This window comes from Mycobacterium sp. NGS17 (assembly GCF_059813205.1).
Window position 1 is genome coordinate 69,378 of record NZ_JCALED010000009.1, and the last position, 14,232, is coordinate 83,609.

13 protein-coding genes and 1 tRNA gene are annotated in these 14,232 nt (G+C 63.4%); 6 read left to right on the forward strand and 8 right to left on the reverse strand.

Going from position 1 to position 14,232, the window contains the following annotated elements:
• Positions 1 to 10: 10 nt before the first annotated feature.
• Positions 11 to 1,216, reverse strand: coding sequence for an amidohydrolase family protein (locus AC5Y7E_RS19225; protein WP_499915591.1), 1,206 nt, complete (start codon positions 1,214 to 1,216; stop codon positions 11 to 13).
• A 64-nt stretch (positions 1,217 to 1,280) separates the two neighbouring features.
• Positions 1,281 to 2,507 carry a cytochrome P450 gene (locus tag AC5Y7E_RS19230; RefSeq protein ID WP_499915589.1) on the reverse strand — a complete coding sequence of 409 codons (1,227 nt, stop codon included), beginning with the start codon at positions 2,505 to 2,507 and terminating at the stop codon, positions 1,281 to 1,283.
• A gap of 320 nt (positions 2,508 to 2,827) precedes the next feature.
• Between AC5Y7E_RS19230 and AC5Y7E_RS19235 the strand changes: the two genes are divergently transcribed.
• The 6 genes from AC5Y7E_RS19235 (at position 2,828) to AC5Y7E_RS19260 (ending at position 8,335) form a co-directional block, all read left to right on the forward strand.
• A complete protein-coding gene (locus AC5Y7E_RS19235) occupies positions 2,828 to 3,517 on the forward strand; it encodes a TetR/AcrR family transcriptional regulator (RefSeq protein ID WP_499915587.1) in 690 nt (229 codons plus the stop codon).
• A 212-nt stretch (positions 3,518 to 3,729) separates the two neighbouring features.
• A complete protein-coding gene (locus tag AC5Y7E_RS19240; RefSeq protein ID WP_499915586.1) occupies positions 3,730 to 6,078 on the forward strand; it encodes a CaiB/BaiF CoA transferase family protein in 2,349 nt (782 codons plus the stop codon).
• A gap of 3 nt (positions 6,079 to 6,081) precedes the next feature.
• A complete protein-coding gene (locus tag AC5Y7E_RS19245) occupies positions 6,082 to 6,282 on the forward strand; it encodes a ferredoxin (RefSeq protein WP_499950367.1) in 201 nt (66 codons plus the stop codon).
• Positions 6,279 to 7,394 (forward strand): NDMA-dependent alcohol dehydrogenase, encoded by a 1,116-nt coding sequence (locus tag AC5Y7E_RS19250; RefSeq protein ID WP_499915583.1) that lies wholly within the window; start codon positions 6,279 to 6,281, stop codon positions 7,392 to 7,394. The genes AC5Y7E_RS19245 and AC5Y7E_RS19250 overlap by 4 nt, the downstream gene beginning before the upstream one ends.
• 91 nt (positions 7,395 to 7,485) lie before the next feature.
• Positions 7,486 to 7,899 (forward strand): limonene-1,2-epoxide hydrolase family protein, encoded by a 414-nt coding sequence (locus AC5Y7E_RS19255; RefSeq protein ID WP_499915582.1) that lies wholly within the window; start codon positions 7,486 to 7,488, stop codon positions 7,897 to 7,899.
• 40 nt (positions 7,900 to 7,939) lie between these two features.
• Positions 7,940 to 8,335 (forward strand): nitroreductase family deazaflavin-dependent oxidoreductase, encoded by a 396-nt coding sequence (locus AC5Y7E_RS19260; RefSeq protein ID WP_499916707.1) that lies wholly within the window; start codon positions 7,940 to 7,942, stop codon positions 8,333 to 8,335.
• Positions 8,336 to 8,620: 285 nt separating this feature from the next.
• Here the strand turns inward: AC5Y7E_RS19260 and AC5Y7E_RS19265 are convergent.
• The 6 genes from AC5Y7E_RS19265 to AC5Y7E_RS19290 all read right to left on the reverse strand — a co-directional run bounded on the left by AC5Y7E_RS19265 (position 8,621) and on the right by AC5Y7E_RS19290 (position 14,225).
• Positions 8,621 to 8,694, reverse strand: a tRNA-Ile gene (locus AC5Y7E_RS19265).
• Between the two features lie 118 nt (positions 8,695 to 8,812).
• Positions 8,813 to 9,193, reverse strand: a complete 381-nt coding sequence (locus AC5Y7E_RS19270) for a hypothetical protein (RefSeq protein WP_499916705.1) — start codon at positions 9,191 to 9,193, stop codon at positions 8,813 to 8,815.
• A 380-nt stretch (positions 9,194 to 9,573) separates the two neighbouring features.
• Positions 9,574 to 9,999, reverse strand: a complete 426-nt coding sequence (locus AC5Y7E_RS19275; RefSeq protein WP_499915580.1) for a hypothetical protein — start codon at positions 9,997 to 9,999, stop codon at positions 9,574 to 9,576.
• Between the two features lie 387 nt (positions 10,000 to 10,386).
• On the reverse strand, positions 10,387 to 11,244 hold the full coding sequence (locus AC5Y7E_RS19280; protein WP_499915579.1) for a carboxymuconolactone decarboxylase family protein: 858 nt from the start codon (positions 11,242 to 11,244) through the stop codon (positions 10,387 to 10,389).
• Between the two features lie 40 nt (positions 11,245 to 11,284).
• The gene (locus AC5Y7E_RS19285) at positions 11,285 to 12,658 is read right to left on the reverse strand and encodes a metallopeptidase TldD-related protein (RefSeq protein WP_499915577.1); all 1,374 of its coding nucleotides are present in this window, start codon (positions 12,656 to 12,658) and stop codon (positions 11,285 to 11,287) included.
• Positions 12,659 to 12,707: 49 nt separating this feature from the next.
• Entirely contained in the window at positions 12,708 to 14,225 is a 1,518-nt protein-coding gene (locus AC5Y7E_RS19290) for a TldD/PmbA family protein (RefSeq protein WP_499950368.1), read from the reverse strand.
• Between the last annotated feature and the right edge of the window lie 7 nt (positions 14,226 to 14,232).

Consider the following 14,232-nt stretch of genomic DNA (forward strand, 5'->3'; position numbering starts at 1 on the left):
GAGCCGTTGACTACGTCAGCGTCGGATACGGGGCGGGCTCAAAGTCGAAGACCCGCCGAGCATTACCTTGCAGCACCTTGTACTTGTCGAGGTCGGACCGGCCGTCGAGTGCCTTGTGAGCGGCCTGAAGGGAGTTGGGCCACAGGCTGTCGGTGTGCGGATAATCCGTTTCGATCATCACATTGTCGACGCCGATGGAGTCGAGATTCGCCGCCCCGAAGTCGTCCTCGATGAAGCAGCCGTACATGTGGTCGCGGAAGAGCTGGCGCGGTGACTCCGGAAAAATCTCGGGGTCGGTGGGCACCGGGGTCAAGCGCATCGTGGCCGGATCAACCGCCCAGTTGTTGGCGCGCAGGTACTGGTAGTCGGTGGCGACATGTTCTGCACGCTCGATGAGGTAGGGGATCCAGCCGATGCCGCCCTCGGCCAGCACGATCTTCAGGTCGGGGTACTTCTGCAGCTTTCCCGAGAACAACCAATCCGTGGTTGAGTTCGCGAGATTGAGGTTGATGTTGACCGCCTGAACCCCGAAAGGTGCGTCAGGCGACGTAGTGGGACTAACCGACGACGAGCCGATGTGTGTGCACAGCGGCATTTTCGTCTCGTTTACCACTGCGAAGAAATCGTCCCATGCTCCCGAGTGGATGGACGGAAATCCCAGCGGGTGCAAGTTTTCCGAGAAGGCGATGGCTTTGGCGCCCTTGCCGGCGCACCGCAGTGTCTCCTCGACTGCGAGTCGGGTATCCCACAACGGGACGATGACCATCGGGATGTAGCGACCGGGCGCCGCCGCGCACCACTCATCTATGACGAAGTCGTTGTACGCCCGAACGCACTTGAGACCCAGGTCGCGGTCACCGAGGTGGGCGAACATCTGACCACAGAACCGGGGGAAAAACGGAAAGTTCAGTCCCGCGATCACATGATCCTCGTCCATGTCAGGGATGCGGGCCACCGGGTCGAAGTATGCGCGGGGCATATCGTCGTAATTCACTGGCAGCGGGGAATACTCGGCCGGCCTTTGGTGAGCCGCAACCAAGATGCCCAGCACCGACGCGCGCGCTTGCTCGTAGACCCACGTATCGACGCCGTCGATGCGCTCGACATGTGGCACTCGATCGCGGTCGGCGGCCGACGCGCGGTCGACCCATAGGTTTGGTGGCTCGATGATGTGGTCATCGACGGAGATCATCCATTGAAGATCTTGCTTGTCCACGGTTCCTCCCTGATTCCGCTATTACGTTGGCTGCGAGACGATCTCGGCGGTCGCCTGCCGCCTTTTACCGGCCGATGCGGGCACCCGGCGTGAAGACGACGGGCAGGGCGCGGTAGCCCCGGGTGACCGAATTCCCGTGAAAATCGACTTTTGCCCCAGTGGGGATGGCGTAGTCGGGTATCCGATTCAGGGTCTGTTCGACGCCCACCCGAAACTCGAGCCGGGCGAGATTGGAGCCCAGACAGCGATGGACTCCGGCTCCGAACCCGAGGTGGCGGTTTGTCTGCCGGTCGAGAATGCACTTGTTCGGCTCGTCGAACTCGCGCGCGTCGCGGTTGGCGGCCGCATAGTTCACGACGACCGTCTCACCGGGACAGAATTTGTGGTCGCTTAGTTCAACCTCTTCGGCGACTGAGCGATGCAGTCCGTGGACCGAACCGGCGAACCGGATGAATTCCTCTATCGCCGCGGGCATCAACCCGGCTTCGCGTACGAGTCGGTCGCGGTCCGCGGAATGGGTGCCCAGATAGAAGAAGGCGAACGACATTGCACTAGAGGTCGTTTCGAGCCCCGCTTGCACCAGCAGCATCACATTGGCGACAACGTCGTCGAAGCTCAATTTCTCGCCGTCGATCTCGGCGGCGAGTAGGACGTCGATCAGGTCGTCACGCGGCGGTTCACTACGACGCTTGTCGATCTCCTCGCGTACGCGGAGGTACAGATTAGTCATCGAACCGTTTCGGACCTCTTCGCTCTCACCATTGATCGCGAGGTCGGCCGTCTCGATGTAGAGCGGCACGTCCTCGACGGGCATGCCGAGTACATACCGGAAGAACACGATCCCAGGTTGCTGCCATGCGATGTCGGCGAGATCGCCGCGGCCCAGTTCGATGAAGTTGTCGATCAACCCATCGGTGACCGCACGCACCTGGGGTTCCAGCTCCTTCATCCGGCCCGGCGAAAAATAGGGGTTGAGGACCTTGCGAAGTTGTTGCTGCCGTGGCGGATCCAGGGTGATCACGATGTCGCCGAACGACATCGGGTTGCCCTGCAGCCCCATGGGCTTGCTGGAGAAGCTGCGCCAATCACGCAAGATCTCATAACAGTCGTCGTAGCGGGTGGCGACCCACGCGCCCCCCGGCGTGGGGCCCAGGAATGGCACGTCCTGGTGACTGAACGGCCCGTTCTCCCGCATCACCGAGTAGACCTCGTAGAGGAATTCTTGATCGTTGAAATCCTCGTGACGAAGGTCGAGGTTCCGGGCGTGTTCCTCCGGTGATTTGCTCACCATGAGTAGTCCTTTCCGCCCCCGCCGATCTCGAGACACCGCCAGCGGTCAGCCCGGCCAGACAGCCACCACCGAGGGGCCGGCCACATTCCACGCACGCCGCAATCGTGCCGTCCACGTGCCATCTGCACCGGCCCTCGGATTTCTCGCACACGCCGAAATCTGCTTTGGCAGCACAGTAAATCGTCGACCCCGGGGAGTCAAGTCGCACTCGATAACTACCTGAAAGCGGTTAGGATCGACGCGCCCGCGCAGTGCGCGCGAAGGGGCGGCACACGTGCAGGCTTTCCCTCAGCCGGCGGCTGCTCGCTAAAGTATGTGTGATGACCACAGGCGCGCGGCGGCGGGTTCGCGACAAGGACGGCAAACAACGAGCCCTCCTTGAAGCCGCCGCTGAGGTGTTTGCCGAAGCGGGATACGCGGCCGCGGCGACGAAGGAGATCGCCCGTCGCGCGGACTGCTCGGAAGCGATGCTGTTCCACTACTTCGTAGACAAGCGAGGCATCTTCGAGCAAGTCGTTTCTCGCCAGATCGCGGACCTGGTCAGTGAGGCAGAAGAGCAAGTCGTGGCGGACCTGCCTACGCGCTTCGAGGACTATATCGAGCGGCTTTTCTTTGCGAGATTAAGGATCGATGACCGGGACAGCGGCGTTCCCGGCTGGGACATCTCCGGTCGGGCGTTGTCAGATCCCGACTTCTCGCTGCGGGTGCTGCAACCCAATCACGCACGCCGTACTGCCGTGATCGCGGAAGGCGTTCGCCACTACCAGGCCGCGGGGCAGATCCGCGCCGACGTGGACGCCGACCTGTTCGCCGAGCTGCTGGCCAATTTCATCATCTTCACAACGAGCCTCGGACCGCGCTGGTTTGGTACGGCCGAGTCAGATATCCGCGCGCAGATCGAACTGGGATCGCAAATCCTCGCCAAAGGGGTAAGCACGTCGACTACGAAGCCGCCCGCCAAACGCAGCGGGCGGGTCCAACGGTCCCCCAAGGTGCGTGCGGCCGACTGAAAGCCCCAACGACTCAACCGCGGCCAGTGTTATCGAGTCACACTTGACACGTCAGCTTTCCCGTCGCTAGCGTCGTTGCCAACCAAGCCGCAGCCATGCGGACGCAGAACACCCTGCTCGATCGGCACGAGCGTGAAGACAGGAAGTGGCGTGTGTGCACTTATCCGGGTGGCTAACTCACTTCAGCCGACATTGACGCGGAAAGCAGCACGATGACCGCTCTGCGTGGGGTTCGTGTCGTCGAGTGGGCGACGGAAATTTCGGGCCCGTACTGCACCAAGTTGTTCGCCGACCTCGGAGCAGAGGTCATTAAGATAGAGGATCCAGGCGGGGATCCGTTCCGCCGCAGAACGTTTGGCGCGCAAAGCGACGCCGGCGCGCTGTTCAAATTCTTGAACGCCGGCAAGCGTTCAGTCCTTGGCACTTCGCTGACCGACCTAGAGGCGCTGATCGTTTCCGCCGATGTGTTCGTCGATTCTCTCGGCCCTGGGGCACTCGACCGCGAGGCCCTCCTACGGCGCGCGCCACACCTGGTGATCGTGGCATTGACTCCGTACGGATTGACCGGACCCTACCGAGACCGACCCTCGACGGAGTTCACGATCCAGGCCGAGAGCGGAACCCTGGCGTTGCGAGGCCGTCCGGACCAACCACCCATTCAAGCGGGTGGTCGAGTATTCGAATGGGTCATGGCCAGCTACGCCGCCGTTGGGGCGCTTGGCGCATTGCGGCGGGTTCAACTCGGCGGTGCTGGTGAAATCATCGACTGCTCGTTGCTGGAGACGTGCCACCTCAGCGCCAGCGGATTCGCCGACCTCTACCACGAGTTGGCCGGTCGTCCCCCTTTGCCCGTGCCGGCCCGACAGGTGGAAACCCCTTCCATCGAACCGACCGCGGACGGATGGGTGGGCTTTAACACCAATACCCGCCAACAATTCGAGTCGTTCCTGGCGATGATCGGCCGACTGGACCTGCTCGACGATGACCCGGCGTGGGCCCTCGCCACGACGCGGTGGGAACGGCGGGAGGAGTGGAATCAGATTGTGCGGGAATGGACGACGCAACATTCCACAGAGGAGATCGTCGCGTTGGCCTCCGATCTGCGGATCCCGGTCTCACCGGTAAACAATGGCCAGACCGTGTTGGACCACCCTCAGTTCGCGGCGCGCGGTGTGTGGGGCACGTATGCCGACGGCAGCTTCACCCACCCGTTGGCGCCCTACCAGATCAATGGCCGACGACCCGCCCCAACAGCCGGTGCTCCTTTCCTCGGCGAAATGGCAAAAGCGCCCACCCACAGCAGGATTGCGACCGCCGCCGACCGTGCACCGCGACTTCCTTTGGAAGGGGTACGGATTCTCGACGCGACAGCGTGGTGGGCGGGCCCCTCCTCCACCCACATTCTCGCCGCGCTCGGCGCTGAGGTCATTCACCTGGAGTCGACGGACCATCCTGATGGCGCACGGATGGCGGCCGCAGCGTTCGCCGATCAAGCTCAGTGGTGGGAGCGGTCGGGGATGTACCTGGCGACCAACGCCAATAAGCGGGGGCTCACCCTCGACCTGTCCTCTCCCGACGGGCGGGAACTGTTGTTCGGACTCGTCAGATGTTCGGACGTTCTGGTCGAGAACTTCTCGCCCCGCGTCTTCGACAATTTCGCCATCACGTGGGAGGCCGTCAGTGAGCAGAACCCCCGAATCGTGATGGTCCGGATGCCTGCGTTCGGACTCGACGGACCATGGCGCAACAACGTGGGTTTCGCGCAAACGATGGAACAGATGACCGGAATGGCTTGGGTGACCGGCCACGAGTACGACCAGCCGCGAATCCCCCGCGGCCCGTGTGACCCACTGGCAGGAATGCACTCCGCATTCGCCATGCTCACCGGCCTCCGCCAACGGGATCAAACGGGCCGCGGCTCGTTCATCGAAGTCTCAATGGTTGAGGCCGCGCTCAACGCAGCCGCCGAGCAGGTTGTCGAATCCACCGCCTACGGGAACCTGATATCGCGACTGGGAAATCGGAGCCGCGACGCCGCCCCACAAGGGCTCTATCAATGCGAGGGGACCGAGCGGTGGCTGGCGATTTCGGTCGCCACGGATGAGCAGTGGCGACGACTGAAGTCGGCTCTGTGTGAACCGGATTGGGCGAGTGACCCCACGTTGGACACCCACGATGGGCGGTTGCGGGCACACGATGTGATCGATAAGCATCTCGAGCAATGGGCCGGCAACCAGGATTCCGCGGCCGCGGCAGAGTTGCTCGTTGAATATGGTGTTCCGGCTGCGGATTTGGCAGACGCCAGGGTGGGTTCGATGCACCCTCAGCTTGCCGCACGGGGCTTCTTCGAAAGCCTGGACCATCCCATCGTGGGACGGCATCACGTGCCGGCGATTCCCTTCAAGTACCGCAGCGTTGAGACGTGGTATCGGTCAGCAGCGCCGACCTTAGGGCAGCACAACGCGAGCATCCTCGGCGACCTACTCGGCCTCGACGCCGCATCGATAGCGGCGCTGACAGAGCACGGCGTCATCGGGAACCGACCGGGCGGATTGGACTGAACGGTGAAGCTTCGTGTCGACGCGGAAATGTGTCAAGGCCACAGCCGTTGTTACGCAACATATCCGGAGATCTTCGATATCGACGACGACGGAATCGCATTCGTCACCGTCGAAAATATTCCTCCCGGATGGGAAGACCGGGCGCACAATGCCATCGCGAACTGCCCCGAGCGTGCCATACATATCATCAAGGAGTCGCCATGAAGAGCAATGGTGCAGTTCTGTGGGGGCTGAACGAGCGGTGGTCGGTGGAAGAGATCGAACTCGATCCGCCACAGGAAGGCGAGCTACTCGTCCAGTTCGAAGCCACCGGCCTTTGCCATTCCGACCACCACATCCGCACCGGCGACATGTTCGGGGTGAGTTTTCCCTTGATAGGTGGACACGAAGGGGCGGGCATCGTCCAAGAGGTTGGTCCGGGAGTGCGCGATCTAGCGGTGGGCGACCATGTGGTCACGTCGTTCCTGCCGGCGTGCGGTCGCTGCCGCTGGTGCGCCACGGGCCGTCAGAACCTTTGCGATTACGGGGCGATCATCCTGGCGGGGGTCCAGGCCGACGGTACCTTCCGGCGCCGAGCCCGCGGCCAGGGCATCGGAGCACTTTCCGGCGTCGGTAGTTTTGCGCAGTGGGGCGTGTTGTCGGAGGCCTCCGTCGTCAAGATCGACAAGGATGTGCCGTTGTCGCGCGTGTGTCTGCTCGGCTGCGGCGTCACCACCGGCTGGGGTTCGGCCGTCAATACCGCGAACGTCAGTCCCGGCGACGTGGTCGTTGTTGTCGGTTGTGGCGGGATCGGCAGCGGCGCCATTCAGGGCGCGCGGCTGGCAGGGGCGGAGCAAATCGTCGTGGTTGATATCGAGCCGAGCAAGCGCGACAAAGCGTTTCAGTTCGGGGCCACTCACTTTGCCGCCTCGATGGAGGAAGCAACGCAGTTAGTTGGCGAGATTACGCGCGGAGTCATGGCCGACTCGGCCATCCTCACGCCAGGCGTGCTCGAAGGCGCGATGATCAACGACGCGCTCAACGCGGTGCGGAAGGGCGGTGCCGTGGTGGCCACCGCCCTGGCATCGATGTCCGATGTGACGCCGACGCTGCCGCTGACGTTGTTCACGCTGTTCCAGAAACGCCTGCTGGGCAGCCTGTACGGCGAAGCCAACCCGCGGGCCGACATCCCTCGACTGATCAGCCTCTATCGAAGCGGCAAGCTGTTGCTCGACGAAGCCGTCACCACCGAGTACAAGCTCGACGACATCAATGAGGCCTACGACGACATGCTCGCCGGCCGCAACATCCGCGGGGTGATCATTCACGATCACTGACTCTCAGGAAGTGTGAAGGACCAACCGAAATGTCCGTCACGTCTCAGCCGAAACAGTGTCAGCCACCTCAACGCCGTGAAGGGATTCACTCATGTCGTCACCAGCCGACGTAGTTCGCAACTTTTGTACCTTGATGGAGCAGCGGGACGCCGAAGCGTTGCGTCCTCTCCTCGCCGAAGGCGCCGTTTATCAGAACGTGGGAATGCCCGCCTTCACTGGACCGGACGCCATCGTAGAGAACATGGCCGCCCAGTTCGCGATGTTTCCGGACGCCTACGCCTTCGAAATCGTCAACCTCGCGAGCGATGGTTGCGTGGTGCTCACCGAACGCCTGGACTATATTCAGGCTCCCGACGGAAGCAAGCCGGCCATCCCAGTGATGGGGACCTTCGTCGTCGATGACGATGGGAGAATCACTCGCTGGACCGACTATTTCGACCTGAATCTGACGGTGCGGCTTCTTCAAGGCGAGGACATCAGCGCCCTCGTTCCTGCGTCCGCGTGAGTCGGCACATCACCAGGTTGGTCGTGAACGAGGGGGAATGATGCGGGTGCCAAGGGCGGTCGCAGACTTCAACAGCCAAGTCACCAATCCAGCAGCTCGGTCGATCGCGCCGTGGCTTCCAGGCCTGTGCACACTCGAACATGTCGGACGCAAATCAGGCAGGCGTTATCGAACGCCGCTGTTAGTTTTTCCCATCCGCGAAGGCTTCGTCTTTCTCATCGGGTATGGGCTGAAGTCGGACTGGTTGAAGAATGTATTCGCCGGTGGACAGGCAGTGCTGCACAAGCGCGGCAAGAGTACCGCGCTAGCCAACCCCCGCCTCCTAAGTAAGGCTGCGGCCGCAACGCTCGTCACGGGGCCATCTGGTGTCTTCTACCGCCTGTTTCCGTACAACGAAGCGGCGCTGGTGTTGACCAAAGTCAATTCCACTCAGTGACTTTGGGCGGCAGAACGAAGAAGTTGAGCCAGTGGGGTTGCGAGCGCCGCAACTCCAACACCGCGGGGCACTTATGCTGACAACCCACCGACCGGTGCGACCGGTCCCCTGCGACACCGACAACGCATCGCTGATTACCGCCAACCTGCTCGGCGACGGTTAACTCACTCGTCTAGGGAGTGTCAAGGATCAGCCGAAGTAACTGTCAAGCATCAGCCAAAACACTGTCACCTATCAGCCGAAGACGAAGTGTCACGCATCACCCGAGGTCATACACCTTTTCGGTGGGGCGGGCGGGGCTCGAACCCGCGACCAACGGATTATGAGTCCGCGGCTCTAACCAACTGAGCTACCGCCCCCGACGGAGTAGTTCCGTAGGAAACCGTAGCGGAAGACCGGAACCAACGTCCGTCGGGCGGCGGCACATCCTTAAGGACTGAGGCGCCCAGCGGGCGACCCGCCTCATATCCCGCGCGGCTATGAGGGAGCCGGCCCTGCCTGCCCGGCTTGAGCCTTGATCTTGGGAATCAGCTCTGGCGCGTAGACGAAAATCGCCGACTCGACCTCCCACTCCGCCTGCGCCTGGGTCATGGGGGTGGTTCTGGTGATCATGTTGATCAGCTCTTGGCCCTCACCGAACGGATTGGGGTTGGCCCGAACCTGATCGGCGAACCAGCGGCCCTCGGCGGCCTCGTGGCAATCGCTGTAGTCGGCGTTGTGCACCATCTTGTTCTGCGCCAACAGTTTGATGTACTGATCGTCTGCCGGACTCAAATTACAGGCCGCCGCAGCCCGCGGCGCTGACACCGCAGCGCCACCGAACATCGCGGCCCCCAGCGCAAAACCGGCGGCCCCCACCGTCAGCACCTGCACGCGCAATCGTGTCGTTGTCACTTCTGCGGACCCCCTTGTCGTGGAAATTTGCTACTTTTTCTCTCGCGGCAGAGAGCGGATACCACCGCCGATCAGCGCGGCAAACGACGATTCCTACGAACAACGGGTGAACAGCAATCAGCCAAAACTTACTGTGCGAGAAATTCTTCGGGCTCAATGCGGCAACGATATGAAGCCCAAAAGCAGCAGTGCCACACGGCTTGCTGACGCCGTTGATCAACGGTGCATCATGGCAGTCCTGAGTTAGCCAATGCTGACAAACGAAAGCGGCCGGAGAGCAAAGCCCTCACGGCCGCTGACGTTCTGAAACACAAAACCATTGCGCCGCAACGACGCTGGGATGCCTAAGACTCGGCCGGCCAGTTTGCTTTCGCCGCTTGATCTTTGATCTTGGGAATCAGTTCGGGCGCGTAGACGTAAATGGCCGACTCGACCTCCCACTCCGCCTGCTCCTGGGTCATCGGCGTGGTGCGGGTGATCATGTTGATCAGCTCCTGGCCCTCGCCGAATGGATTGGGGTTGGCCCGCACCTGATCGGCGAACCAACGGCCCTCGGCGGCCTCATGGCAATCGCTGTAGTCGGCGTTGTGCACCATCTTGTTCTGCGCCAACAGTTTGATGTACTGATCGTCGGCCGGACTCAAATTGCAGGTAGCCGAGGCTAACGGAGCGGACAGCACAGCCCCGCCGAGCATCGAGGCGCCCAACGCAACACCGGCAGCCCACACCGACGACACTCGAACGCGCGAACGTGTACGGGTGCTGGTCATTTCCGAACCTCCCTCTGCGCGAGAACGCAGTCGCTTCCGGCGCAACCCCAAGCTGAACAAGCCCTACGACCGCCGGCCAATGACGCACGGTCGGTGGCAATCGTGCTCGGGCCACGCTGCCATCTGGTTACCGCCACTTTTCGGTGTCGTTTCAGTGTCGGCGACCGGGCTAAAAGTAGCGAATGGCCCCCGCATACAGCGGAAACGGACACTTGCGAGTCAGTGTATGGATGGTTAACATTTGGTGCCCTCGGCCCGGGATGTCTGACCGCGGGCCTGGCCGCCAAGCCGCGCCGGAAGCGCGACAAACGGCTGCTGCTCGGCGTCAGGGGCGCCGACAGCTAAGAGCCTTAAAGCTCGGCTCCGCCCAGCCCGCATCCGCAAATGTCAGCTGAACACCGTCTGGCCGTCGGCGTCGAGCAAGTACCGTTCTGTGCCGTTCTCGACGCGCGGCGCGTCAGCGCCCAACGACACGGCTATTTTGTTGCTGGCATTGCGCATGATGTCGAAGGTGAGTTCCACGGCTTCGGCCTCGGAGAACCGGGAGCGCACCTCGGCGACATCATCGGCGGCGAGGTGCGCAGGGGTCCAAATTAACGCATCGGCATAGCGCAGCGCTGCTTTAGCGCGGTCGTCGAGCAAACTCGACGACTCGAAGCGCTCGATCTCCTCGTACAGCTTTTCCGAACCGCCGGCATCAAGCGCGCCGCCCTCGCGAAGCGAGTTGCACAAGCGGCAATTGTGCTGCGCCGCCCCGCGCAGCCGAACCAGCTCGGAGGTCACGGGGTCGAGCGCACGCATTCGCGCCACCGCGATTAAAAAGTCGTTGAACACCGGATCCGCCGGTTCGGTGGTGTGATCCCAGCTGATCGGTTCGGCAACCCAGCCCAGATACTGCGCACCGACCCCGAGCGCTTCCAGCCCGGCCCGTACCCGGGGAATGAAGTCGGCGAGGTACATCTGCACGACGACGCCAAAGGTGCGGTCCCCTAGCTGCTTCCACAACCGCGTCCGCTGCTCGGCGGTCACCGACGAGACGTCGGCGCTGAATTGTTCGGCGAACACGGTGACGGCGGCCTCGGCTTCCGATTGCGGCTCGCCCACCTCGACGCTCGCGGGCAACGGCGACAGCGACATCGTCTGTGCGCACACCCGCCGAACCAGCGCCGCGGTGCGACCATCACCGGGGCATAACGACACCAACCGGGTGAGCTGGTCTTCGCGAACAGAAACCGGAGCCGCCATTCGTCACACGCTAGAACGTGCGCTGCCGGGCGGCAAAGAATTACTGGGCCTGGCTCACCGATGACATGTGGAAATCGGGTATCCGCAGCGACGGCATGGCCGCCCGGGTGGCCCAATCGCCCCATTCGCGCGGCAGGGTCTTCTCGCTGACGCCGGCCTCGGTGGCCCGTCGCAGGAGGTCGAGCGGACTCTCGTTGAACCGGAAGTTGTTGACCGCAGCGGTCACCTTGCCGTCCTCGATGAGGTAGACGCCGTCGCGGGTCAGCCCGGTGAACAACAGCGTGGTGGGGTCGACGACGCGGATGTACCACAGCGTGGTCAGCAGCAGGCCGCGCTCGGTGGCCGCGATCATGTCGTCCTGACTGGCCGTTCCCCCGGTCATCACGAGATTGTCGGCAGCGATTGCAACGTCGGCATCGTATTTGGCGGCCGTGGCCCGCGGATAAGCCAGCGCGTTGATCACCCCGTCGCGGATCCAGTCCACCTGGTTGATCTCCGCCCCGTTGTCGAACACCGACACCGTCTCCGAGGAACTGCTGACCGCGACGAACGGCGTGCAGGCGAGGCCGGGAGCCATGGGATCGGAAAAAAGCGTCAGCGGCAGGTCGGTGAGCCGCTCCCCCACCCGGGTTCCGCCGCCGGGCGCCGAGAACGCGGTCCGGCCCTCCTGGGCGCCGCGGCCCGCCATCGACCAGGCCATGTAGATCATCATGTCGGCCACCGTCGACGGCGGCATGATCGTTTCGTAGCGGCCCGCCGGTAACTCGACACTGCGCTGCGCCCAGCCCAGTCGCATCGAGAGCTGCTCGAGCAGCGAATCCGTTGGCACATCGACGAAGTCAGGTGTTCCGACGCCAGCCCAGGCGCTGGCATCGCCGCGTTTGGCGTTGATCTCCACCGCACCGGTGGGCTGGGTGAAACGTCGGCGCAATCCGGTCGACGACGCCAGGAATGTCGTCGAAACACTATGGTGGGCAAAGCCATAAAGTCGGTCATCGCCGCGGAAGCCACGGCTCAGCGAGTCGGCGACGTCGGAGAAAACCAGGGGCCCGGTGCCCGGCACCGGCGCGTCCCAATCGACGGGCACGCCGGTATCGGCGAGCAGCGGCGCGGCATCGCCAGCCTCTGGCGCGGCGCTAGCCGCCTCCTGCGATGCCGCAACCAGCCCGGGCAGCACTCGTGGATCGGCCTCGGCGGACACGACCGTGCCGATGCGCGCAGTGGACCCGCGCCGCACCACCGAAATCACCGTCACGCTGCGGCTGACCGAAACCCCGTTGGTAGTCATCGAATTGCCCGCCCAGCGCAATGTCGCCTCGACCTTATCGGTGACCAGCACCATGGTCTCGTCCGCGCGGCCGAGCTTGGCCGCCTCATCGAGCACGATGTTGACGACATGCTGCGCAGTGATCATCGGCGCCGCTCCTCAGCATCGCTCCACTCTGCATCGTCGCCGGCGCGGATCATCGGCCGCCCTCGGTGCGGGTGTTGAGCACGTTGACGCCGCGGAACAGTGCCGACGGGCAGCCGTGGCTGACCGCCGCGATCTGGCCCGGCTGAGCCTTGCCGCAGTTGAACGCGCCACCAAGGCGCCAGGTCGACGGGCCCCCCACCGCCTCCATCGAATTCCAGAACTCGGTCGTGGTGGCCTGATACGCGACGTCACGCAACTGACCGTCCAGCCGGCCGTCACGGATCGCGAAGAAACGCTGGCCGGTGAACTGGAAGTTGTAGCGCTGCATGTCGATTGACCATGACTTGTCGCCGACGATGTAGATCCCGTCCTCGACCCGGCCGATCAAGTCGTCCGTGCTGATGTCGTCGGGTGCGGGCTGCAGCGACACGTTGGCCATCCGCTGGATCGGCACATGATGCGGCGAGTCGGCGTACGAGCATCCATTGGAGCGCGGCCGGCCCAGCCGCTGGGCGAAAACCCGGTCAAGCTGGTAGCCGGTGAAGATCCCGTCACGCACCAGATCCCAGCTTTGCGCGGCCACGCCTTCATCGTCGTAACCGATGGTGGCCAAGCCGAATTGGACGGTGCGATCCGCCGTCACGTTCATCACCGGCGACCCGTACCGCATGGTGTCCAGCTTGTCCGGCGTGGCGAACGACGTTCCCGCGTAGGCGGCCTCATAGCCGATCGCACGATCGTATTCGGTTGCGTGCCCGATTGATTCATGAATCGTCAGCCACAGGTTGGTCGGGTCGATCACCAGGTCTTTGCGCCCTGGAATAACGCTGGGCGCCTTGATTTTTTCGGCCAGCAATGACGGCAGCTGCGCCAGCTCGTCGCTCCAGTTCCACACCTCGTCGCCGGCCACGGCCTCCCAGCCCCGCCCCATCGGCGGCACCAGCGTCCGCATCGAATCGAAGCTGCCGGCCGCGGGGTCGACGGTCACCGCCTCCAGCGAGGGCAATACCCGCACCCGCTGCTGGGTGATCGAGGATCCGAAGGTGTCGGCGTAAAACGTCTGCTCCTTGACGGCGGTCAGCACCGCCGACACGTGGTTGACGCCGTCGGCGCTCAGCAGCCGACCGGAGTAGTCCTCCAGCACGGCGATCTTGTCGGTCGTCGAGATGTCGAACGGATCGATTCGGTAGTCCGACACCCAGGCCGCGTCCGCGTAGACCGGTTCGGGCGCCAACTCGACGCGCTCGCTGCTCAGCGTCGCCAGCGTGGTCGCGACGTGCACTGCGCGCCGAGCCGTCTCGGCGGCCACCGACGGCACCAGCTCCGCGTGCGAGGCGAATCCCCAGGTGCCGTCGACGATCACTCGCACCGCCAGGCCCACCTCGCGATTGATCACCGCGGTCTCCAGCTCGCCGTCGCGCAGCTGGATGATCTCGGTGATGATGCGATGAACCCGCAGGTCGGCGTGCGTCGCCCCGGCCGCTGTGGCCGCCGAGAGCGTGGCTTCGGCCAAATCGTGGCGCGGCAGGTCCAGGAAGTCGGCATCGATCCCCCGGTTCGGTGTCACGCTCCCA